We start from the raw sequence: 22,203 nt of genomic DNA on the forward strand, positions 1-22,203 counted from the left end.
ATGCGCAATATTATATCCCGCCAGCAACCAAACTCGAAACATCATTGCGAGAGAGATCATGAGCTTCCGCGTTCAGCCCGCCGCCCCAGCCCGTCCTAACCGCTGCCAGCTCTTTGGCCCCGGCTCGCGCCCGGCGATCTTCGAGAAGATGGCACAGTCGGCCGCCGACGTGATCAACCTCGACCTTGAGGACTCGGTCGCCCCCGACGACAAGCCGCAGGCGCGCCGCAACATCATCGAGGCCTCGCACAATATCGACTGGGGCAACAAGTATCTCTCGGTCCGCATCAACGGCCTCGACACGCCGTTCTGGTATCGTGACGTGGTCGAACTGCTCGAAGACGGCTCGGAACGCATCGACCAGATCATGATCCCCAAGGTGGGTTGCGCCGCCGACGTCTATGCCGTCGATGCGCTTGTCACCGCGATCGAGGCCGCCAAGGGCCGCAAGAAGCGCATCTCGCTTGAGGTCATCATCGAATCCGCCGCAGGTATCGCCCATGTCGAGGAAATCGCAGCCTCCTCGCCGCGCCTTCAGGCCATGAGCCTCGGCGCCGCCGACTTCGCGGCCTCGATGGGCATGGCCACGACCGGCATCGGCGGCACCCAAGAAAATTACTACATGCTGCGCGAAGGCGCGAAATACTGGTCGGACCCGTGGCACTGGGCGCAGGCCGCCATCGTCGCCGCCTGCCGCACCCACGGCATCCTGCCCGTCGATGGCCCGTTCGGCGATTTCTCCGATGACGAGGGCTTCCGCGCGCAGGCGCTGCGCTCGGCCACGCTCGGCATGGTCGGAAAATGGGCGATCCACCCCAAGCAGGTCGCGCTGGCCAACGAGGTCTTCACCCCGTCGGAAGCCGCAGTGACCGAGGCGCGCGAGATCCTCGCCGCGATGGAGAAGGCCAAGGCGGAGGGCGCCGGCGCCACCGTCTACAAGGGCCGCCTGGTCGACATCGCCTCGATTCGTCAGGCCGAGGTTATTGTCAGACAGGCCGAAATGATTAAGGGTTGAGCTCTTCATAAAGAATCGAATCCCGGAGCAGAGGGGAGGGGAGGCCCCGCTGCATGAGGGAACAGGGACGCCCCGGCCTGACGGTCGGGGCGTTTCCGTTACAGCGTCGTTACGTTGACGTAAGAATCTCTTCCCCTCGCGTCAGTTGCATTTCCCCGCCAGCGTCGTCATATAGGCCACGCACCGAAACGGAGGGATCCGATGACGACCTATCTCGAGTTCGAAAAGCCGCTTGCCGAGATCGAGGGCAAGGCAGAAGAGCTTCGCGCTCTGGCCCGCCAGAACTCGGAGATGGATGTCGAAAAAGAGGCCGCAGCGCTCGACAAGAAGGCCGCGCAGCTGCTCAAGGATCTCTACAAGGATCTCAGCCCCTGGCGCAAATGCCAGGTCGCGCGTCACCCCAACCGCCCGCATTGCCAGGACTATATCGACGCGCTCTTCACCGAATTCACCCCGCTGGCAGGCGATCGCAACTTCGCCGACGACCATGCGGTGATGGGGGGCCTCGCGCGCCTCAACGATCAGCCCGTCGTCGTCATCGGCCATGAAAAGGGCCATGACACCGCCAGCCGCATCACCCGCAACTTCGGCATGGCCCGCCCCGAAGGCTACCGCAAGGCGATCCGCCTGATGGACATGGCCGACCGTTTCGGCCTGCCCGTTGTGACGCTGATCGACACCCCCGGCGCCTATCCCGGCAAGGGCGCAGAAGAGCGCGGCCAGTCCGAGGCGATCGCGCGATCGACCGAGAAATGCCTGCAGATCGGCGTGCCGGTTGTGTCGGTGATCATCGGCGAGGGCGGCTCGGGCGGTGCTGTGGCTTTCGCCACGGCCGACCGCATCGCCATGCTCGAACATTCGGTCTACTCGGTGATCTCGCCCGAGGGCTGCGCCTCGATCCTGTGGAAGGATGCCGAGAAGATGCGCGAGGCCGCCGAGGCGCTGCGCCTGACCGCGCAGGATCTCAAGAAACTCGCCATCATCGACCGCATCATTCAGGAGCCCCTGGGCGGCGCGCAACGGGATCGCCCGGCAGCCATCGCAGCCGTGGGTTCGGAAATCGCGCTGATGTTGGCCGAGCTGAAGGGCAAGAAGCGCGGCGAGTTGATCAATGAGCGCCGCAAGAAGTTCCTCGACATGGGCTCGAAAGGGCTTGCCGCTTGAGCCCGTGAGGGCGATGCGCTTCACAGGCATCGCCGCACTTGGGCGGGCCTAAGCCTTACCGCACCACGAAGCCCGCTTCGGCCATCAGCGCATCCGAGGCTGGCTCGATCTCTGCCTCAAGCCGCTCCATGAACTCGGACACCTTCAGCCCCGGCGGGATGACCGGCAGGAACTCGATCACCGCCACGCCGGGCTTGCGCAGCACGCCGTGGCGCGGCCAGAACACCCCCACGTTGGTTGCGGCTGGAATACAGGGCTGCTGGAGTTCCTTGTAAAGCGCACCCGCACCGATCTTGTACTCGCGTTTGACGCCGGGGGCGACGCGCGTGCCCTGCGGGAAGATGATCAGCTGACCGCCCATCATCCGGCTCTCGCGGACCTTGGCCAGCATCGAGCGCACTGCAGCGCCCCGCTTGCCGCGATCAACGGGAATGCAGCCGATCAGATAGGCATACCAGCCGACGAAAGGCGTCCAGACCAGTTCCTTCTTCATGATGAACTTGCCGCGTGGCACGGCGGCATAGATCATCAGGATGTCGAGAAAGCTCTGGTGCTTGGAGGCGACCAGCACATCGCCCGAAGGCACTTCGCCACGGATCTCGGTGCGCAGCCCGACGATCCAGCGCGCCGAATGGCACACCCATTTGCAATAGGCGCGACACACCCAGATCGCCCCGTCCCGCCCGCCGATCAGCGCAACCGGAAACAGGCCCACGGCGATCACCGCCAGCATGATGTACATCTGCACGATAAAAACGATGGAACGCAGATATTGCACAACGATCATCAGCGAATTCCCTTCAGCATACGCAGCGCCGCAGCGCGGGTGGCCACATAGGCGACCACGGCCGCCAGCGGCGGAATCACCAGCGGCCAGAGCCAGCCCGCTCCCGCAAAACCTAGCCCGGTCAGGAAGGCGCCTGCCTCGTCGGTCGCGGGCAGCAGCGCAATCGCGATCATTCCCGCCGCTGTTCCAAGCACCGCCCCCGCCAGCCCGCGCAGCGTGAAGCGCCGCACGAACGCCTTGGCGATAAACGCGTCGCGCGCGCCCACCAGACGCAACACCCGGATCACCTGCCCGTTCGCCGCCAGCGCGGCCTGCGCCGCCAGCGTGATCATTCCCGCCATCGCCCCGCCGATCAAGACCAGAGACAGAAGCCCGAGCATCCGCAGCCGCTCGGCCGCCGCGACCAGCGGGCGGCGCCAGCGGGTGTGGTCATCCAGAATCGCGCCCGGCACCTCGGCGGCAAGGCGCAGACGCAGCCCCTCGGCGTCGATGCCCTCGGCGGTCTCGGTCACCTCGATCAGCTGCGGCAGCGGCAGGCTGTCGACCGGCAGGTCGGGCCCGAACCACGGCCCGAGCAGCGCCTTCATCTCTTCGGATTCCAGCGCCCGATAGGTTGCGATACCGGGCGTCGTGGACAGCACGGCCAGCACCGCCTGCACCTGCGCCTGCATCTGCTCGGCCGGGGCAGAGATACGAATCGTGGCGGAGCGCGCCAGCGCCTCGGACCAGCGGTCGGCCAGGCGCCCGGTCGCCAGCGACAGCGCCAGTGCGAAAACAGCAAGGAAGGCCATCGCCGCCGCCGTCAGCAGCGTCAGCCGCGCGGTGAACCCGGTGGGGGGCACAACCCGGCCAGCCGCCGACAGATCGCCCCGCAGAAAAGCCAGCGCCACCCGCATCACAGATCCGCCCCTGCCAGTTGCAAGTGGCGGTTCGCGATACGCAGCACCCGCGCCGCGACCTCTTTCTTCGCCATGCGGATCAGATTGAGATCATGCGTCGCGATCACCACGGTCTTGCCCATCTTGTTCAGCTCGACCAGCAGCGACAGCAACCGCAGCGACATCTCCCAGTCGAGGTTGCCGGTCGGCTCATCGGCCAGGATCACGTCTGGCGACATCATCACCGCGCGGGCCAGCGCGGCGCGCTGACGCTCGCCGCCCGACAGCTGCGGCGGCAGTGCCTCGGCCTGGGCGCGCAGCCCGACCCAGGACAGCAACTCGCGCAATTCGCCTTCATTGACGCTGCGTGCCGTGGCGGTCAGCGGCAGGGCCACGTTCTCGGCGACCGAAAGATGATCGAGAAACTGGCAATCCTGATGCACCACGCCGATGCGCTGGCGCAGGCCCGCGATCTCGTCGCGCCCGAGGCCGCGCACATCGCTGCCAAACAGGCTCAGTTGCCCAGCCGAGGGCAGCAATTCCGCGTAACACAGCTTGAGAAACGTCGTCTTGCCCGCGCCCGACGGGCCGGTCAGAAAGTGAAACGACCCCGGCACAAGTTTGAGCGTCATCTCCGAGAGCAGCTCGCCCCCGCCATAGCTCATTGCCACATTTTGCAGCTCGATCACTGCACAGCCCCTTTGTTCGCGCTAATCCGGTTTGCAATAATCCTGTAGGTGCCGCAAACCCTTGGATATTGGCCACGCGCTTGCTACAACATATGCAAGTGAATTGCCAGAATGGCGATCGGAGGGGCAAGAGGTAGGTTATCGGTATGCGGCTGGTCTGCCCGAATTGCGCAGCGCAATACGAAGTTGATGATGCGGCCATCCCCGACACCGGGCGCGAGGTCCAGTGTTCGGCCTGTGGCAAGCTTTGGTTCCAACCCGGAAAGGCCTCTGCCGAGGCGCCGGCCCCTGCGGTCGCGCCTGCGCCCGAGGCTGCGCCGGAGCCCGCGCATGAACCCGAACCGGAGGCAACCGCGCAGCCGGAGCCTGAATCGCACCCCGAGGAACCCGCCGAGGAGGATGGCATCGCGCCAGCCCCCGTTGCTGGCCAGACCCCGCGCCGCCAGCTCGACGACAGCCTGCTTGCGATCCTGCGCGAAGAGGCCGAGCGCGAAGCCGCGCAGCGCCGCACCGAAGGCCTGCCGATCGAAACCCAGGAAGAAATGACGCTGGAGCCGGCGGCCGCCCAGGCCGCCTCGCGCGCGGCGGCCAAGATCGCGCAGATGCAGCGCGGTCCCGAAGGCGAGGTCGCATCGCCCGACGAAGAGGCGCCCGAGGATCAGGGCGCGGCATCGCGCCGCGAGCGCCTGCCCGACATCGAAGAGATCAACTCGACCCTGCGCGCAAGCTCGGACCGGATCGACCTCGACGTGTCCTTCGATGCACCGCAAACGCTGGCACGGCAACGCTCGGGCTTCCGCTTGGGCTTTTCGCTGGTGCTGCTGATCGGGCTGATCGTGGTGGTGCTGTATACATCCGCGCCCAAGCTGCAGGTATTGGCCCCGCCGCTCTCGCCCATGCTGGAGCGCTATGTGGCCAGCGTCGATGCAGGCCGCGTCTGGCTTGATGGCCAGTTGCAGGGCGTGATCCTCAAGCTGCGCGACGACCCCGCTCAATAATCCCTAGAACGCGTCGAGCAGGCGACGCAGGTAGTCGAGTTCATCCTCGGGGCGCAGCCGCTCGCCCGAGCGGCGCCGAATTTCATCGAGCAGATCGCGCGCCCGGCGATAGACGTCGTCAGCGCCCAACATTTCATCCTGCGCACCGAAACGCTCGCCATTGCCGAGGCTGCGGCCAAGCGGATCGCGCGGCGCCTCGCGCGCGCTGTTGCCGCCAAGCGCATCGCCCAACCGACGCTCCCCATCCGTGCCCGGATTACCCTGCTGGCGCCCGGCCTCTTCGGCCAGCGCCTCGCCCAAGGACCGCATCCCCTCGCGCAGAGCCTCGATCGCATCCGCCTGCCGGTCGATGGCAAGGCCATTATCGCCGTCGCGCAGCGCCTGCTCGGCCTCTTCCATGGCACGCCCGGCCTCATCGAGTTGCTGGCGCGCGGTATCGCCCGGCTCGTTGCCAAGGCGCGGCATCAGGCCCTGCTGACGCCCCAACTGCTGACGCAGGGAGTGCTGGCGTTTCGCAAGCTCATCCGCTCCGGTCCCGCCCTGCCCCTGCTCACCCTCGCCCGCGCCGGGCTGCTCGGGTTCGGCGCCCTCGCCGAAACCCTCCTGCATCTGGCGGAACGAATCGTCCGACAGCTTTTGCTGCTCGCGCAGGGTCTCCGCCAGATCCTGCATGGACTGGTTGCCGGGCATATTGCCCTCGCCGCCCTGTCCCTGCGTGACCTTGAGGTTCTCCATCATCCGCGCAAGCTGATCGAGCAGCTCCTGCGCCTCGGCCATCCGGCCCTCTTCCATCAGGCGCTGGATCTCGTCCATCAGCTGCTGGATCTGGTCGCCGGTGATCTGCTGGCTGGGTTGCTGCTGGCCGAATTGCGGCCCTTCCTCTGGCGGCGCGCGCTCAGCCAGCATCTGGATATAGCGGTCGGTCGCCTCTTTGAGTTCCTGCATCAGCTTGGCGATCTCATCCTTCGAGGCACCGTTGCGGATTGCCTCGGACAGGCGTTCCTGCGCCTGCTGCATCGCGGCCAGCGCATCGGCAAGGCCGCCATCCTCCAGCAACTCGGCCATCTGCCAGAGCGCCTCGGCCACCTCATCACGCACCTCGGGAGTCAGCGGCCCGGTCTCAAGCCGCTGCACCGTCATGCGCAGCATCAGGTAGATGTCGTATTTCGGGATGAACTCATCGGGGCGGTAGGACACGGCGCGCAGCCATTGCGCCACACGCACCCGATTCTCGCGCGACCAGAGAAGATCGCGGCGCGCCTCGATCAGCGCCGAGGCCAACGGGTCGAAGAACCGCCGCCCGGGCAGTTCAAGCGCCTGCGCACCCGTGCTGCCGGTCTGGCCGCGCCCGTCCTCGACCTCCAGCGTCAGCTTCACCGGCAGGTTCGCCCAGGGGTGACGGGCGGCATCTTCGGCCAGCGTTTCGATGAAATCCGCGCGCGATCCCGAGATTGGCAGGGGCAGATCGAAGACCAGATCCTCGCGCGGCTCGGGCGCGAGTGCGAGGCCGTAAAGCCGCGGCACGGCGTCAAGGTCGAGGCTGACCCGCGCCCGCCCCGCCGTCACGGCGTAGTCGTCGACCGCGTGGAAAGGCTGCGCCAGCTTGCCATCGGCGCGGCGCTCGGCCAGACCGACAAGCTCCACGCTTGGCGTCTCATCGGCCAGCACCGTCACCTCGAACCGCCGCCCGCCGGGGCCGCCGACCTCGACGATGCCGGAGCGTTCAACAATGAACTCGCGCTTTTGCAGCGTCTCGCCGGTTTCAGCCTCGGGCAATGCCGCGGGGCTGGAGACTGTCTCCTCGAACGGGATCGCGCCTGCGGGGCCGTAGAAGCGGAAGGCCATGCGGCTGCCTTCGGGCAGGGCGATCAGATCGCCGTCGAGCGAATTGAGATAGAGCCCCGGCTTGCCGGTATAGCGCGGCGGCTCGGCCCAGCCTTCCCAGCTCGGGCCCATCGCGGCCTCTGCGCTGCCGGGCACACCGGGTGCCTGCACATCCAGAACCCGGTCGGGCGCGCCGAACAGAAGGGCCAGCACCAGCGCGGTCAGCGCCGTCAGCCGCAGCGCGAAAGGGTCACGCGGCGCAAGATCGGGCGCGGGGACTACGGCGCGTGCGCCCGCCGCGCGGGCGGCCATGCGGGCCAGATGCGCCTCCCACAGGGCACGGCTGGCGGCGTCGGTGCCACCCAGAACCATCGCGTCGCTCAGCGCGGTCAGCGGCCGCCCTGGCAGGGTCGCATCAAGGCGCGCCACGGCCTCGCGCGGCGCAGGCCAGCGAAAGCGCCACGCGCCCCAGACAAGCGCGATCACAAGCGCCGCCGCCCCCGCCCAAAGCGCAGCGCCAAGCCATCCCGCAGGCAAATAATCTTGGAGCCGGAACGCCGCAGCCGAAAACCCGAGCGCGGCAAGGCTCAGCACCGGCCAGAAGGCGCGCAGACCCCGCTCGAGCACCATTCCCGCCCGCGTCAGGGCAAGCGGACGGCGCAGCGCCTCAAGCGGCGCGGGCGTTACGGGGCGGGCGCGTTTCGGCATCGTTCCTTTCCGGCTCCGACGCCAAATCGCTCAGAGCCACTCGGGGATGCTATCGCGGGCCAGCATTTCCTCAAAGCTCGGTCTGCGCCGAATGACAGCGAATTGATCCCCGTTCACCAGAACCTCGGGGATCAGGGGGCGCGAGTTATATTCAGATGACATCACCGCGCCATACGCCCCGGCAGAGCGGAAGGCGACAAGATCGCCCGCGTCAAGCGGCGTCAGCGCGCGGCCTTTGGCGAAAGTGTCGCCCGTTTCGCAAACCGGGCCGACCACGTCAAAGGGCTGCGCCTCAGTTCCCGGCGCGGGTTCCACCACGGGGATGATGTCGTGATGCGCGTCATACATCGAGGGCCGCACGAGGTCGTTCATCGCCGCGTCCACGATCAGGAAGTCGCGCCCCTCTCCCTGCTTGAGATAGATGACCGAGGTCACCATGATCCCGGCATTGCCGGAAATCAGCCGCCCCGGCTCGATCTCGATCTCGCAACCCAGATCGCCCACCGTGCGCCGGATCACCGCGCCATATTCCAGCGGCAGCGGCGGAGCGGCGTTCGAACGCTCATAGGGAATACCCAGACCGCCGCCCAGATCGAGGCGGCGAATGTCATGCCCGTCTTCGCGCAGCGCCAGCGTGAGTTCGCGCACCTTGGTGAAGGCCGCCTCGAAAGGCGCCAGATCGGTCAGCTGCGAGCCGATATGCACATCGACGCCGACCACCGAGATGCCCGGCAGCTTGGCGGCCATCGCGTAGACCGCGCGGGCCTTGGCGATCGGGATGCCGAACTTGTTCTCCGACTTGCCGGTCGCGATCTTCGCATGGGTCTTGGCGTCCACGTCCGGGTTCACCCGGATCGCGATCGGCGCACTCACGCCCAGTTCCGAGGCGACCTCGGAGATCGCCAGCAACTCGGGCTCGGATTCGACGTTGAATTGGCGGATGCCGCCCTCCAACACCAGCCGGATTTCCTCGCGCGTCTTGCCGACGCCGGAAAAGACGATCCGCTCACCCGGCACACCGGCAGCCTTGGCGCGCCGATACTCGCCGCCCGAGACCACATCCATCCCCGCGCCCAGATCGCCAAGAACCTTGAGCACCGCGAGGTTCGAGTTCGACTTGATCGCGAAGCAGACGAGGTGGTCCATCCCCTCGAGCGCCTCGTCGAAGAGGCGAAAGTGGCGGGTCAGCGTGGCGGTCGAATAGACGTAAAACGGCGTGCCGACGGCGGACGCGATCTCGGGGATCGCAACATCCTCGGCATGAAGAACGCCATCGCGGTAAAGGAAGTGGTCCATCGGGTGACCTTTCTCGGGGCAGGTTCGTGTGGCGCAGTAGCAGCAGCGCGGCCCCTGCGGCAAGCAGGATCAGCGGCTGGCGGCAACCTCGCCCGGTGGAATCGGCGCGCCATCGACGCCACAGGCCGCCAGAGCCAGCACTGCAAGGATCACAAGGCTCTTCATGGGGTCACCCTCAGTCCGAATCCGCCGATATCGGTGCTGAACGTCGGATAGACGCGGTTGTCGCTGACGCTGTATTGCGCATCGAGACGCGGTTGCGAGCATCCGGTCAGCAGCGCCAGGGCAATCAGCGACAGCGTTCTCATCCCAGCAGTTCCTTCCAGCGGGCGATTTGCAGGCGCACCTGATCGGGCGCCGTTCCGCCGTAAGATTGCCGCGACGCGACCGAGTTGTGAACCCCGAGCACATCGAAGATCGCCGAAGTGATCGCACCATTGACCGACTGCATATCGGCAAGCGTCAGGTCGGGCAGATCGCAACCCTTCGTTTCCGCCATCGCAACCAGCGTGCCGGTCACATGGTGGGCATCGCGGAAGGGCAGACCGGCCTCGCGCACCAGCCAGTCGGCCAGGTCGGTCGCGGTCGAGAAGCCCGACGAGGCCGCTGCTTCCAGCTTGTCGCGGTTGACGGTGAGGTCCGAGATCATCCCCGCCATCGCCGCCAGCGCCAGCATCAGGTTGTCAGCCGCGTCAAAGACCTGCTCTTTGTCTTCCTGCATGTCCTTGGAATAGGCAAGCGGCAGCCCCTTCATCACCGTGAACAACGCCACGGTCGCACCAAGGATGCGCCCGATCTTGGCGCGGATCAGCTCGGCCGCGTCGGGATTGCGCTTTTGCGGCATGATCGACGAGCCGGTGGACCACTTGTCCGACATAGCGACGAAGCGGAACTGTGCCGAGGACCAGATCACCAGCTCTTCGGCCAGACGCGACAGGTGCACCGCGCAGATCGAGGCCGAGGACAGGAACTCGAGCGCGAAGTCGCGGTCGGACACGGCATCAAGGCTGTTCGCCATCGGCCGGTCGAAATCGAGCGCCTTGGCGGTGGCGAAACGGTCGATGTTAAAGCCAGTGCCAGCAAGCGCTGCCGCACCAAGCGGGCATTCGTTCATCCGCTTGCGCGTATCGCTGAAACGGCCCAGATCGCGGGCGAACATCTCGACATAGGCCATCATGTGATGGCCCCAGGTCACCGGCTGCGCGGTTTGCAGATGGGTAAAGCCTGGCATGACCCAATCGGCGCCAGCCTCGGCTTGGCCGATCAGGGCGCGGATCAGCGCATCGAGCCCCGAAATCGCCGCGTCGCACTGATCGCGCACCCAAAGGCGGAAGTCCGTCGCCACCTGGTCATTGCGCGAACGTGCGGTGTGCAGCCGGCCCGCCGGTTCGCCGATGATCGCCTTCAGTCGCGCCTCGACATTCATGTGGATGTCTTCCAGCACGGTCGAGAACGGGAAATTGCCGCCCTCGATCTCTGACAAGACCGTGAGCAGGCCTTCCCGGATCGCCTCGGCGTCTTTATCACTGATGATACCTTGTGCGGCAAGCATCGCCGCATGGGCCCGGCTGCCGCGGATATCCTGTGCGTAGAGCCGCTGGTCGAACCCGATAGAGGCGTTGATTGCCTCCATGATCGCGTCCGGTCCGGCAGTGAAGCGCCCGCCCCACATGGCGTTCGAGGATTTATCCTTGCTGTCGGTCATGGTCTGGCCCTTTGTCGGAGGCAAAATGCTGCGGTTTCTCGTCCTTTATCTCGCCCTGAGCCTGGGTGCAAATGCCGCGGCCGCCGCCGACCTCGAAGCGCTGAAGGCGGGCGAGATGCGCAAGCTGGTCGTCTTCGAAGAGCCCCTGCCCACGCCCGATCTGCCCTTCGTCGATGAAACCGGCGCCGAGCGCAGCCTCAAGGAGTTCCACGGCAAGGTGATCTTGCTGAACTTCTGGGCCACCTGGTGCGCACCCTGCCGCGAAGAGATGCCGTCGCTCGACCGTTTGCAGGCCGAGATGGGCGGCGCGCGTTTCCAGGTTGTGACCCTGGCCACGGGCCGCAACCCGCTGCCCAAGATCCAGAAGTTCTTCGAAGAGGCCGGGGTGACCCGCCTGCCGATGTTCAAGGATGAAAAGCAGTCGATCGCGCGGGCCATGGGCATCGCGGGCCTGCCCGTCACCGTGATCATCGACGCCGAGGGGCGCGAAGTCGCCCGGTTGATCGGTGGCGCCGAGTGGGATGCGCCGGAAGCCAAGGCGATCTTGCAGGCGGTCATCGACGGCTAAGGCGCCATTTCACGCTTCGTCAATTATTTTCGCGGCTTTACATCTTCTTAGCAGGTTTGCGGGAATCTGGCCCCGACCTCGAAGGAGTCTGTGATGCCGAACCGCGATCTTCCGCCCCAAGCGCCCCCGAGCCCGGATACGGCCAGCCCGCTGGATTTCGCCGTGGCGCAGCGTGACCGCGAAACGATGCGCATGGTGCGCGACGCGGTCAACCGGCGCGATGTCGTGCTGGCGTTCCAGCCGATCTTTCAGGCCGAGGCGTCCGAAACCCCCGCTTTTTACGAGGCGTTGATCCGCGTGCTGGACGAAACCGGCCGCATCATCCCCGCGCGTGAGTTCATCGGCGCGGTAGAGAGCACGGAACTCGGCCGCCAGCTTGACTGCCTGTCGCTTGAGATGGGGCTGTTCTCGCTGGCCGAAGACCCCAGCCTGCGGCTCGCGGTGAACATGTCGGCGCGCTCGATCGGCTATCCGCAGTGGATCAAGACGCTCGAGGAAGGGCTGGCGGCGGATGAAACCGTGGCCGAGCGGCTGATCCTAGAGATCACCGAAAGCTCGGCGATGACGATGCCGGAACTCGTCAGCGTCTTCATGCAGGGCCTGCGCGCACGCGGCGTCAGCTTCGCGCTGGATGATTTCGGCGCGGGCTACACGTCGTTTCGCTACCTGCGCGAGTTCTATTTCGACATCATCAAGATCGACAGTCAGTTTATCCAGGGCATCGCGCAGAACCCCGACAATCAGGTTCTGACCGAGGCGCTGCTCGCCATCGCGCAGCATTTCGACATGTTCACCGTCGCCGAAGGCGTCGAAGCGCCCGAGGATGCGGCCTTCCTGCGCAGCATCGGAATCGACTGCATGCAGGGTTACTATTTCGGCGCACCCAGCATCTTGCCGCCGTGGAAAGCCGAAACTTCGACCCAGATTCGGGCATGATTTTGGCATTCCTTGCGGTTGAGCGGAGTTGTAGCGCTAACCGCGCAAGATAATTGCGCAACGGTTCGCAACCCATAGCTAATGTGCTTGACCTGACCTGTCCTTGAGGCATTCTGCGCAGCAGAAACGGGGCCGCGGCCCCCTAATCCTACTGAGGAGAGGATCTATGACCAACGTCGTCATCGTCTCGGCGGCCCGTACCGCCGTCGGCAGTTTCAATGGCTCGTTCGCAAACATCCCGGCGCATGAACTCGGCGCCGCCGTGATCGAAGCCGCCGTGGCGCGCGCGGGTATCGAAAAAGGCGAGGTCTCGGAAACCATTCTCGGTCAGGTGCTCACCGCCGGTCAGGGCCAGAACCCGGCCCGCCAGGCGCATATCAATGCCGGCCTGCCGATCGAGTCGGCCGCCTGGTCGATCAACCAGGTCTGCGGCTCGGGCCTGCGCACCGTCGCGCTCGGCGCCCAGCACATCCAGCTCGGCGACGCCTCTATCGTGATCGCGGGCGGTCAGGAAAGCATGTCGCTCAGCCCCCATGTCGCGCATCTGCGCGCGGGCCAGAAGATGGGCGACATGAAGATGATCGACTCGATGATCAAGGACGGCCTGTGGGATGCGTTCAACGGCTACCACATGGGCCAGACCGCCGAGAACGTCGCCAACCAGTGGCAGATCTCGCGCGAGGTGCAGGACGAGTTCGCGCTGAACTCGCAGCTCAAGGCCGAGGCCGCGCAGAAAGCCGGCAAGTTCAAGGACGAGATCGCGCCCTTCACCGTCAAAACCCGCAAGGGCGACCTGATCGTGGACAATGATGAATACATCCGCCACGGCGCAACGCTGGAATCGATGCAGAAACTGCGCCCGGCCTTCGCCAAGGACGGCTCGGTAACCGCGGGCAACGCTTCGGGCATCAACGATGGCGCCGCCGTCGTTCTGCTGATGACCGAGGAAGAGGCGGCGCGCCGCGGCCTGACCCCGCTGGCCCGGATCGCCTCCTACGCAACCGCCGGCCTCGACCCGACCATCATGGGCTGTGGCCCGATCCCGTCGTCGCGCAAGGCGCTGGAGAAGGCTGGCTGGAAGGCCGCCGACCTCGACCTGATCGAAGCCAACGAAGCCTTCGCCGCGCAGGCCTGCGCCGTCAACAAGGACATGGGCTGGGATACCTCGAAGGTGAACGTGAACGGCGGCGCCATCGCCATCGGTCACCCGATCGGCGCCTCGGGCTGCCGCATCCTGAACACGCTGGTGTTCGAGATGAAGCGTTCGGGCGCCAAGAAAGGCCTCGCCACGCTCTGCATCGGCGGCGGCATGGGCGTTGCCATGTGCCTTGAAGGGCTCTGATAGCACCTTTTTTGCCGCAAGCGCAAAAGGGGCGCGCAATAATGTTGCGCGCCCCACTCAATTTCGGTAACAGCGTTTCAACGACATACGATCCAGAGGAGGAATCATGTCCCGAGTTGCTCTTGTCACCGGTGGTTCGCGCGGTATTGGCGCGGCCATCTCCATTGCCCTGAAGAACGCCGGCTACACCGTCGCCGCGAACTACGCTGGCAATGATGAAGCCGCCGCCAAGTTCACCGCCGAAACGGGCATCAAGACCTACAAGTGGTCGGTTGCCGATTATGACGCCTGCGCCGCAGGTATCGCTCAGGTCGAGGCCGATCTCGGCCCCGTCGAAGTGCTGGTCAACAACGCGGGCATCACCCGTGACGCGATGTTCCACAAGATGACCCCGCAGCAGTGGAAAGAGGTGATCGACACCAACCTGAGCGGCGTGTTCAACATGGCGCACCCGCTGTGGTCGGGCATGCGCGACCGCAAGTTCGGCCGCATCATCAACATCTCGTCGGTCAACGGTCAGAAGGGTCAGGCCGGTCAGGCCAACTACTCGGCCGCGAAATCGGGCGATCTCGGCTTCACCAAGGCTCTGGCTCAGGAAGGCGCGCGCGCCGGCATCACCGTGAACGCGATCTGCCCCGGCTACATCGCGACCGAGATGGTACGCGCCATCGACGAGAAAGTGCTGAACGAGCGCATCATCCCGCAGATCCCCGTCGGCCGCCTGGGCGAGCCGGAAGAGATCGCACGCTGCGTGGTCTTCCTGGCCTCGGACGAAGCCGGCTTCATCACCGGTTCGACCATCTCGGCAAACGGCGGCCAGTTCGTCGTCTGATCTGCGCTTAGTGGCAAGCTTCGGGCCGTCCCTGAACAGGGGCGGCCTTTTTCGTTGGCCGGGCCAACGTGATCTGCGCCATGGCCGACCAGAGTCGGCGAAACGCCTCACGACGCAGGCAGTGGGCGCGGACCATAGCCCGCTCTTGCCGCGGCGATGTGGGGATTTGCAGCATTTGCGTCTCCATCAAGAAAATCTCCATACCCACAAGATCTCAGCTTTGAATAATTGGCACAAACGAGTTAAATTCAGCACTGAAACAAGAATATCTTAATTGAAATGAATCCGGACAATCTGCCCCTGACTGCCCTGCGGGCCTTTGAGGCCGCCGCCCGCCACCTCTCGTTCCAGAGCGCGGCAGAGGAATTGCACGTCACCCCCGCGGCGCTTTCCTTTCAGATCCGGCAGCTTGAAGAGATCCTGGGCCAGCCCGTCTTCATTCGCGCCCACCGCTCGGTTTCGCTCAGCGAGGCGGGGCAACGCCTGCTACCCGGCGTGCGCGACGGGATGGAAAGCCTGCGCCGCGCCTGGCGCAGCGCGCTGCGCCCGCCACAGGGCCAGTTGGTCAATGTCACCGCAGGGCCCGCATTCACCTCGAAATGGCTCGCGCCGCGTCTTTTTGCCTTCGCCCGCGCCCACCCCGAGATCGAGTTGCGTTTCAGCGCGACCTTCCGGCTGCTTGACCTGCGCCACGACGATATGGATGTCGCGATCCGTTTCGGCCCGGATCGCGCCGAGGGGCTTTATAGCGGCGTTCTGCTACGCGAATGGCTGACGCCGATGATGACACCCGAACTTGCCGCCGAATTCCCGACGCCCGAGAGCCTGCGCCACGCGCCCCTTTTGCACCACGACGAAAGCCCGTTCATGAATCCGACGATCGACTGGCCGGGGTGGTTTCGCGCGGCAGGCCTTGACGCGGCGCCCTCGGGCGGGCCGCAGTTTTCACAGGCAGACCATGCGCTCGATGCAGCGATCAGCGGCGCCGGCGTCGCCCTTGGCCGCCATACGCTGGCCTCCGAGGCGCTGCGCAATGGCCAGCTGGTTGCCCCCTTCGCCGTGGCTCTGGTGGCGCGCGAGAGTTATCGCTATCTCTGCGCGCCAGAGGCCGAGTCCCGCACTCCCGTCCGCACCTTTCTGGACTGGTTGCAGCAGGAGGCCGCCGCGATGACCGAGCAGGAGGCAGACCGTGACTTCCGAACCAAATGGTAGGCTGCGCGCCACCCTGATCGGCTTCAGCGCGGTGGCGCTTTGGGCGCTTCTGGCGCTGTTTACCGTGGGCTCGGCCCCGGTGCCGCCGCTGCAACTGAACGCGATCTGCTTTGCCATCGGCGGCGCGATCGGTTTGATATGGGTCGCAACGACCGAGGGATTTGGTGTGCTCACCCGAATCTCGTGGAAGGTCTATGCTTTCGGCACGGCGGCGCTCTTCGGCTATCACCTGCTTTATTTCTCGGCGCTGCGCCTTGCGCCCCCGGCCGAGGCCAGCCTGATCGCCTATCTCTGGCCGCTGCTGATCGTCATCTTCTCGGGGTTGCTGCCGGGCGAGCGGCTGCGCGCACTGCATATCATCGGCGCGCTGGTCGCCTTTGCGGGCGCCGCAATGATCGTCGCGCGCGGCGGCGTGGCGGCCAGCACCGAATCGCTGCCGGGCTACGGGCTTGCCTTTCTTTGCGCCTTGACCTGGTCGAGCTATTCGCTGATCTCGCGCCGCCTGGGGGCCGTGCCGACGGCGGCGGTCGCGGTCTATTGCCTTGCGACGGCGGCCCTGTCGGGTGTCGCGCATCTGGCGCTGGAAGAAACGCTTTGGCCCGCGACAACGCGCGGGTGGGTTTCGGTTCTGGCTTTGGGGATCGGGCCGGTCGGGCTGGCCTTCTATACCTGGGATATCGGCGTCAAACGCGGCGATATCCAGATGCTTGGCACGGCCTCTTACGCGGCCCCCTTGCTTTCGACCCTTGCGCTGGTCGCGGCGGGCGTCGCAGCCGCCAGTCTCCTACTGGTCCTGGCGGCCGCGATGATCGCTGCCGGGGCCTTTCTTGCCGCCATGGCGAGCCGATCGCGCTGATCGTCGGGCCCGATCCAACCACCGGATCGGGCTACTCAAGTCGCACTCACGCCTGTTCGAGACGCGCGATTTCTTCCTTGATGCGGAGTTTCTGCTTCTTCATCTCGGCGATGTCGAAATCGCTAGCACCGGGGCTACGGGTCGCTCTTTCAACTTCGACCGACAATGCCTGATGTTTCTTGCGAAGTTCGGTGATGTGCGAACTTAGCGACATGGCAGTCTCCTCTCCTGTTGCTGATGAGCCGATTGCAGCACAGATTCTGAGTCGTGTCACGCCGTTGTCGCAATGCTGCGACACAATTACCGCCCCGCTCGCGAAATCTTGCTAAAACTCTAGCGGCCCATGCGCAATTCTGCGCCGCGCCGCAGCACATCTTGCGCAATTTCCGTCAAATCTTCGGCATCCGCAGCATGATGTGGTGCGGCATGCAAAACAAGCGGCGCAAGCAGTTGGAACGCGCCGCGACCAGTTTTGCGCCCCTGAACCAGCACGCGCCCCGCCGCACGACCCGCGCGCGGAACGATCGGCAGAACGGCGATGCTGCCCGCGCCTTGCGACAGGGCGCTCAGCAGTTCCGGCAGACGGTCCGCGTTCTGAATCACCGTGATCCAACCGCCGGGCTTCAGCCGTTTAAGGCCATGGCGGACCCAGTCCGACAGGGGCGTCGCCTCTCGCTGCGCCTGCTCGCGCCCGGTATCGCGGGCCGCCGTGCCCTGCCCCGGCGGGAAATAGGGAGGATTGGCGATCACGTGATCGAAGGCGCGCCCGCGCAGCGTATCGGGCATACGCGCCAGATCGCCTTCAAGCACCTCGAGCGCGATCCCGTTCGTCACGGCATTGCGTCGGGCGAGATCGGCATAGGCCGGCTGAAGCTCAAGGCCCGTCAGATCAAGCCCCTCAACGCGGCGCCCGAGACAGAGGCTTGCCACCCCCGCACCGCAGCCAAGCTCCAACACGGACTGGCCCGATTGGGCGGCACAGGCGGCGGCCAGCAAGACCGGGTCCATCGCAGCCCGATAGCCCGTGCGCGGCTGCCAGATCATCAGGCGCCCGTCCAGAAACCGGTCATGCGTCAGATCGGCCTCGGAAAACATCAATCCGACCCGATCTGGTTGTCGGCCAGAATGACCTTGGCAAGGAAGACATCGCGCGGATGCACCATCAAGCGGCGCGGCAATATCCCGAGGCTTCCTTCAAGCACGCTCATGTGGACGTCCATTTGAAACGCCGTTATACCCTCGCCCTCAAGAAGGGCGGTTGCCATGGCCATTTTCACCGGGTCCGTGGTGCGCAGAAGCTCTTTCATAATCCCTCACTTAGGGGCAAGCTCGCGCCCTGTCGAGACGGGGAGGATCGGGAAGGAAAAATGATGAGCCTCGATGAAAAGGCCACGAAACCGCATGACCGTCTGGCGAAGGCCCTGACCGAGGATATGGCGGCGGTCAACGCCCTGATCCGAGAGCGGATGGCCTCGGAACATGCGCCGCGCATTCCCGAGATTACCCAGCACCTTGTCGAAGCCGGCGGCAAGCGCCTGCGCCCGATGCTGACGCTGGCGGCCGCGCGGCTGTGCGGCTACGCCGGTCCCTACCATGTGCATCTGGCTGCGACGGTCGAGTTCATCCATACCGCAACGCTTCTGCATGACGATGTGGTCGATGAAAGCCTGCAGCGCCGGGGCCGCCCGACCGCGAACCTGCTGTGGGACAACAAGAGTTCCGTCTTGGTGGGCGACTACCTGTTTGCGCGCAGTTTCCAGTTGATGACCGACACGAACAACATGCGTGTGCTGTCGATCCTGGCGAATGCCTCGGCGGTGATCGCGGAAGGCGAGGTGCTGCAACTGACCGCGGCGCAGGATCTGGCGACGAACGAGGCGATCTATCTCAAGGTCATTCGCGGCAAGACGGCTGCGCTCTTCTCGGCCGCGACCGAGGTGGGGGGCGTGATCGCGGGCGCGCATGAGAACGCGGTGCGGGCGCTGTTCGATTATGGCGACGCGCTTGGGATTGCCTTCCAGATGGTCGATGACCTGCTCGACTATGGGAGCGCCTCGGATGTCATCGGCAAGAACGTGGGTGACGACTTCCGCGAGCGCAAGCTGACGCTGCCGGTGATCAAGGCCGTCGCCAAGGCGGATGCCGAGGAGCGCGCCTTCTGGAGCCGCGTCATCGAGAAGGGCGATCAGCGCGAAGGCGATCTGGAGCATGCGCTGGAGCTGATGCGCAAGCACGGCACGCTGGAGGCCACGCGCCTTGAGGCGCTGGCCTGGGCGAACAAGGCCAAGGCCTCGCTGCATGCCCTGCCCGCGCATGATCTGCGCGATATGCTGTCGGATCTGGCCGATTACGTCGTGGCGCGGCTGAACTGAGGCGAAGGGGGCGCTGCCCCCTCGCGGCCATGCCGCTCACCCCCGGGATATTTAGACCACGTTGAAAGCAGGGCGTGGCGCCGAGGCGGCGCGCTGATCGCCAAGGGTGCCCTCGGCGCACCACCATTCGGGCCGTGCGGCACGCAACGCGATTTCGGCGGCGCAGGCTTCGGCGGGCGTGGCGAAGAGCGCAAAGCATGTGGCGCCCGAGCCTGACATGCGTGCCAGACGACAACCGGGGAGCGTGGCGAGGGTTTCGAGAACCGTGGCGATGACTGGCGCTGTGGCGATTGCCGGGGCCTGAAGATCGTTGCGTTGTTGCGCAAGCCAGTCGATGCACTCTTGCAAAGTCGCGAATGGCGGCGGCGCGGGTGGCGGCGGGTTATCTTTTTGTCTCAGCGCCTTGAAGACGGCTGGCGTGGCCACTTCAACGCGGGGATTGACCAAGAGGCAGGGCAGCGGCGGAAGCTGTATCGGTGTCAGATCCTCTCCCACGCCGCGTACGCGTTGGGCGACTGGAGAGAGACACATGGGGATGTCCGCGCCGAGGCGCGTAAGGGCGTCGCCAATCATGCCAAGCACGCGGGCCTGCACTACGGGGGCGTCACCTAAGCCCATCTGCAACAACCCGCGAACGGCCGCTGCCGCGTCGGATGAACCGCCGCCAATACCAGATGCCGCGGGCAGGTTCTTTTCGAGATGGAAAGCCACACTGCCCGTCATCCCCGTATGTTCGGCGAAAAGCGTTGCGGCCTTCAGCACGAGGTTCGAGTGGTCCGCCGGAACGCCCCGCGCCTCGGGCCCCGACACCGCCATCGAAAATTCCCCGGCCGCGCGCAGTGTCAGCCGGTCGCCAATGGGGGAAAAGGCAACCAGGCTGTCGAGCAGATGATAGCCGTCCTCCCGCTGCCCGGTTACATGCAGGGCAAGGTTGATTTTGGCTGGCGCAAAGACCGAAAGCGCGCTCATTGCGCGGGTTTCAGGGGCTCGGCGCCCTCTTCCTCGAGCACCTTGTCGAGGCCGACCTCAAGCTTGCGGCGCACGCGGTCCATATCCAGATCGTCGCCCGGCCCGAAGCTGATCGCGCGTTTCCACTGGAACTCGGCCTCGCGCTTGCGCCCCACCGCCCAGTAGACATCGCCCAGATGGTCGTTCACCAGCGGGTCCACGGCCTCAAGCTCGACCGCGCGTTCCATCTGCACGACCGCCTCAGCATAGCGCCCCAAGCGGTAGAGCACCCAGCCGAGGCTGTCGACGATGTAGCCCGCATCGGGGCGCGCGGCGACCGCGCGCTCGATCATCGAGAGCGCCTCGTCGAGGTTTTCCTTCCGCTCGACATAGGAATAGCCAAGGTAGTTCAGCACCGCTGGCTGATCGGGGCTGAGCTTGAGCGCCTCGCGAAAGCCTGCCTCGGCCTTCTCCCACTCGTCCGAGCGTTCATGGGCGATGGCGCGGGCATACCAGACGAACCAGTTGCCCGGCTGCGGCTCCCCCAAGAGATCAATCGCCTTGTCATAGGCGACGGCAGCCTCTTTGTAGCGTTCTTCGCGGCGCAGGGTGTCGCCAAGCGCGGTCCAGACCCCGGCGAGTTCGGGCCTGCTGCGGGTCAGTTGCTCAAGCACTTCGATGGCGGCATCGGTGCGCTCTTCCTGAACCATCGCCTCAGCCCGACCGAGTTCGGCCGCGTGGAACACCAGACTGTCAGGCGGGATCAGTGTGTAGGTGTCGATTGCCAGATCGTGGCGGCCGATTTGCTCGAAAAGCGACGCTGTCAAAAGGATCGAATCCGCGTGATCGGGGCGCAGCATTGCGGCAAGCCGCAGATGCACCAGGGTGAACGCATCCGGTGCATCACCTGCCAGCGCCGAGCCAAGCGTGAAATAGACCTCGGCGACCCCGTCGCGCGCGCTGTTGATCATTGAAAAATCGGCGGTCTCGCCCGCAGCCAGCGCGGCGCGCATCTCGCTCAGCTCAGGGTCAAGCTCCGAGCCGAAGGTGCTGTCGAGCAGCGTGATGGCATCGGCGTTACGCTCCAGCTGCGAGAGGATCTGCACATGGGCGATCACGCCGCGGCGGGTCGGGCTGACCTGATCACCCGACTTGCCGGAAAAGATCGCATCGGCGCCTTCGAAATCGCCCACCATCGCCAGCGCAAGCGCCTTGTGATAGGCGGCAAAAGCCCCAAGGCCCGGCTGCTTGGCCATGTCGTCGAAAAGCTTTGTCGCGTCGGACATCTGGCCCTGCCCGGCCAGCGCCCAGGCCCGCACCAGCCCGCCGAGCAGCGGGCCCGGATCGGCGCCCGCGTCCATCAGCGCAAGCAGCGCGGCGTAATCCTCGTCGCGGCCCGCCTTGGCCACTAACGTCATCGCCGCAATCTGGCTGCCGCCTTCGGGTGCCCCCATGGTTTCGGCAATCTGAACGGAAGTGTCAAAATTCCCGAGCACAACATTGGCGATCAGAGCGGATTCCTGCAGTTCGCGGTTCTGCGGATTCGCATGCAGCAGTTGCGCATAATAGCCCGCCGCCGCCCGGTAATCGTTCAAGCCGGCAGCCAGCCGCGCGGCAAGATAAGGCCCCGCTTCGTCCGCCTCAGCAGGCGCTGCAAGCGCCGATCCAAGCAGGCTGGCAAGAAGCAACGGGCGAAGCGAAAAGCTGAAAGGCACGGGCGGATCCTTTGCGTCGTTTGCCGCGAAGGTAGCGAGGCCAGGCGCCCATGGCAATGCGGCGGGTGCGCGGCGCGGCAGTACACCCTATGCGAACACGGCGTTGTGACGGGTACTGCCCCCCGCAAAGACCGGCACCGCAGAGTTTCCCCTGCGGTGCCTGATATCTTACATATTCGGGTAGTTAGGTCCGTCGCCGCCCTGGGGTGTTGTCCAGGTTATGTTCTGGCTGGGATCCTTGATGTCGCAGGTCTTGCAGTGCACGCAGTTCTGGAAGTTGATCTGGAAGCGTGGGCCATCCTCACCTTCGAGCACCTCATAGACCCCGGCCGGGCAGTAGCGCTGCGCGGGCTCGTCA

General features: G+C 65.4%; 23 protein-coding genes. 10 read left to right on the forward strand and 13 right to left on the reverse strand.

The window, feature by feature from the left end; all coding sequences use genetic code 11:
• Positions 1–58 precede the first annotated feature (58 nt).
• Both N3C64_RS11660 and N3C64_RS11665 read left to right on the forward strand, forming a co-directional pair.
• Positions 59–1,015, forward strand: a complete 957-nt coding sequence (locus N3C64_RS11660; protein ID WP_218631123.1) for an L-malyl-CoA/beta-methylmalyl-CoA lyase — start codon at positions 59–61, stop codon at positions 1,013–1,015.
• Positions 1,016–1,216: 201 nt separating this feature from the next.
• Complete coding sequence (locus N3C64_RS11665) at positions 1,217–2,179, forward strand: acetyl-CoA carboxylase carboxyltransferase subunit alpha (protein ID WP_218631122.1); 963 nt, start codon at positions 1,217–1,219, stop codon at positions 2,177–2,179.
• 55 nt (positions 2,180–2,234) lie between these two features.
• Here N3C64_RS11665 and N3C64_RS11670 read toward each other — a convergent pair whose 3' ends face one another.
• The 3 genes from N3C64_RS11670 to N3C64_RS11680 are packed head-to-tail and all read right to left on the reverse strand — an operon-like array spanning position 2,235 to position 4,533.
• Entirely contained in the window at positions 2,235–2,969 is a 735-nt protein-coding gene (locus N3C64_RS11670; protein WP_260014581.1) for a lysophospholipid acyltransferase family protein, read from the reverse strand.
• A complete protein-coding gene (locus N3C64_RS11675) occupies positions 2,966–3,862 on the reverse strand; it encodes a cell division protein FtsX (RefSeq protein ID WP_260014542.1) in 897 nt (298 codons plus the stop codon). Before N3C64_RS11675 ends, N3C64_RS11670 begins: the two co-directional genes overlap by 4 nt.
• Positions 3,862–4,533, reverse strand: coding sequence for a cell division ATP-binding protein FtsE (locus N3C64_RS11680; RefSeq protein ID WP_218631120.1), 672 nt, complete (start codon positions 4,531–4,533; stop codon positions 3,862–3,864). Before N3C64_RS11680 ends, N3C64_RS11675 begins: the two co-directional genes overlap by 1 nt.
• Before the next feature lie 146 nt (positions 4,534–4,679).
• Between N3C64_RS11680 and N3C64_RS11685 the strand changes: the two genes are divergently transcribed.
• Positions 4,680–5,531, forward strand: coding sequence for a zinc-ribbon domain-containing protein (locus tag N3C64_RS11685; RefSeq protein ID WP_260014544.1), 852 nt, complete (start codon positions 4,680–4,682; stop codon positions 5,529–5,531).
• A 3-nt stretch (positions 5,532–5,534) separates the two neighbouring features.
• Here the strand turns inward: N3C64_RS11685 and N3C64_RS11690 are convergent, their stop codons facing one another.
• From N3C64_RS11690 to argH, 4 genes are all read right to left on the reverse strand, one after another.
• Positions 5,535–8,063 carry a DUF4175 domain-containing protein gene (locus N3C64_RS11690; RefSeq protein ID WP_260014545.1) on the reverse strand — a complete coding sequence of 843 codons (2,529 nt, stop codon included), beginning with the start codon at positions 8,061–8,063 and terminating at the stop codon, positions 5,535–5,537.
• A gap of 30 nt (positions 8,064–8,093) precedes the next feature.
• On the reverse strand, positions 8,094–9,359 hold the full coding sequence (lysA, locus tag N3C64_RS11695; protein ID WP_260014546.1) for a diaminopimelate decarboxylase: 1,266 nt from the start codon (positions 9,357–9,359) through the stop codon (positions 8,094–8,096).
• A gap of 161 nt (positions 9,360–9,520) precedes the next feature.
• Positions 9,521–9,667, reverse strand: a complete 147-nt coding sequence (locus N3C64_RS11700) for a hypothetical protein (RefSeq protein ID WP_260014547.1) — start codon at positions 9,665–9,667, stop codon at positions 9,521–9,523.
• The gene (argH, locus tag N3C64_RS11705) at positions 9,664–11,064 is read right to left on the reverse strand and encodes an argininosuccinate lyase (protein ID WP_260014548.1); all 1,401 of its coding nucleotides are present in this window, start codon (positions 11,062–11,064) and stop codon (positions 9,664–9,666) included. Before argH ends, N3C64_RS11700 begins: the two co-directional genes overlap by 4 nt.
• A 25-nt stretch (positions 11,065–11,089) precedes the next feature.
• Between argH and N3C64_RS11710 the strand changes: the two genes are divergently transcribed.
• The 6 genes from N3C64_RS11710 (at position 11,090) to yddG (ending at position 16,810) form a co-directional block, all read left to right on the forward strand.
• Entirely contained in the window at positions 11,090–11,632 is a 543-nt protein-coding gene (locus N3C64_RS11710) for a TlpA family protein disulfide reductase (protein WP_218631114.1), read from the forward strand.
• Between the two features lie 93 nt (positions 11,633–11,725).
• Positions 11,726–12,568 (forward strand): EAL domain-containing protein, encoded by an 843-nt coding sequence (locus tag N3C64_RS11715; protein ID WP_260014549.1) that lies wholly within the window; start codon positions 11,726–11,728, stop codon positions 12,566–12,568.
• Positions 12,569–12,734: 166 nt separating this feature from the next.
• Positions 12,735–13,910, forward strand: a complete 1,176-nt coding sequence (locus tag N3C64_RS11720; protein WP_260014550.1) for an acetyl-CoA C-acetyltransferase — start codon at positions 12,735–12,737, stop codon at positions 13,908–13,910.
• Between the two features lie 106 nt (positions 13,911–14,016).
• A complete protein-coding gene (phbB, locus tag N3C64_RS11725) occupies positions 14,017–14,742 on the forward strand; it encodes an acetoacetyl-CoA reductase (protein WP_218631111.1) in 726 nt (241 codons plus the stop codon).
• Between the two features lie 279 nt (positions 14,743–15,021).
• Positions 15,022–15,954, forward strand: coding sequence for a transcriptional regulator GcvA (gene gcvA, locus N3C64_RS11730; protein ID WP_260014552.1), 933 nt, complete (start codon positions 15,022–15,024; stop codon positions 15,952–15,954).
• Positions 15,932–16,810, forward strand: coding sequence for an aromatic amino acid exporter YddG (gene yddG, locus N3C64_RS11735; RefSeq protein WP_260014554.1), 879 nt, complete (start codon positions 15,932–15,934; stop codon positions 16,808–16,810). The genes gcvA and yddG overlap by 23 nt, the downstream gene beginning before the upstream one ends.
• 46 nt (positions 16,811–16,856) lie before the next feature.
• On the opposite strand, the gene N3C64_RS11740 is transcribed toward yddG, so the two are convergent.
• The 3 genes from N3C64_RS11740 to N3C64_RS11750 all read right to left on the reverse strand — a co-directional run bounded on the left by N3C64_RS11740 (position 16,857) and on the right by N3C64_RS11750 (position 18,117).
• Complete coding sequence (locus tag N3C64_RS11740; RefSeq protein ID WP_218631108.1) at positions 16,857–17,024, reverse strand: YdcH family protein; 168 nt, start codon at positions 17,022–17,024, stop codon at positions 16,857–16,859.
• A 119-nt stretch (positions 17,025–17,143) separates the two neighbouring features.
• The gene (locus N3C64_RS11745; protein ID WP_260014556.1) at positions 17,144–17,905 is read right to left on the reverse strand and encodes a tRNA1(Val) (adenine(37)-N6)-methyltransferase; all 762 of its coding nucleotides are present in this window, start codon (positions 17,903–17,905) and stop codon (positions 17,144–17,146) included.
• On the reverse strand, positions 17,905–18,117 hold the full coding sequence (locus N3C64_RS11750; protein ID WP_218631106.1) for a putative signal transducing protein: 213 nt from the start codon (positions 18,115–18,117) through the stop codon (positions 17,905–17,907). The genes N3C64_RS11745 and N3C64_RS11750 overlap by 1 nt, the downstream gene beginning before the upstream one ends.
• A 63-nt stretch (positions 18,118–18,180) precedes the next feature.
• On the opposite strand from N3C64_RS11750, the gene N3C64_RS11755 reads away from it, so the two are divergent.
• On the forward strand, positions 18,181–19,182 hold the full coding sequence (locus tag N3C64_RS11755) for a polyprenyl synthetase family protein (RefSeq protein ID WP_260014557.1): 1,002 nt from the start codon (positions 18,181–18,183) through the stop codon (positions 19,180–19,182).
• 51 nt (positions 19,183–19,233) lie between these two features.
• Here N3C64_RS11755 and N3C64_RS11760 read toward each other — a convergent pair whose 3' ends face one another.
• The 3 genes from N3C64_RS11760 to N3C64_RS11770 all read right to left on the reverse strand — a co-directional run.
• Entirely contained in the window at positions 19,234–20,151 is a 918-nt protein-coding gene (locus N3C64_RS11760; RefSeq protein ID WP_260014558.1) for a 4-(cytidine 5'-diphospho)-2-C-methyl-D-erythritol kinase, read from the reverse strand.
• Positions 20,148–21,845, reverse strand: coding sequence for a tetratricopeptide repeat protein (locus tag N3C64_RS11765; protein ID WP_260014559.1), 1,698 nt, complete (start codon positions 21,843–21,845; stop codon positions 20,148–20,150). The genes N3C64_RS11760 and N3C64_RS11765 overlap by 4 nt, the downstream gene beginning before the upstream one ends.
• A gap of 168 nt (positions 21,846–22,013) precedes the next feature.
• Positions 22,014–22,203, reverse strand: a 190-nt coding sequence (locus N3C64_RS11770) for a 4Fe-4S dicluster domain-containing protein (protein ID WP_260013066.1), incomplete at its 5' end; no start/stop codon positions are given.

Source organism: Sedimentimonas flavescens (assembly GCF_025154035.1).
Taxonomy (GTDB): domain Bacteria; phylum Pseudomonadota; class Alphaproteobacteria; order Rhodobacterales; family Rhodobacteraceae; genus Rhodobacter; species Rhodobacter flavescens.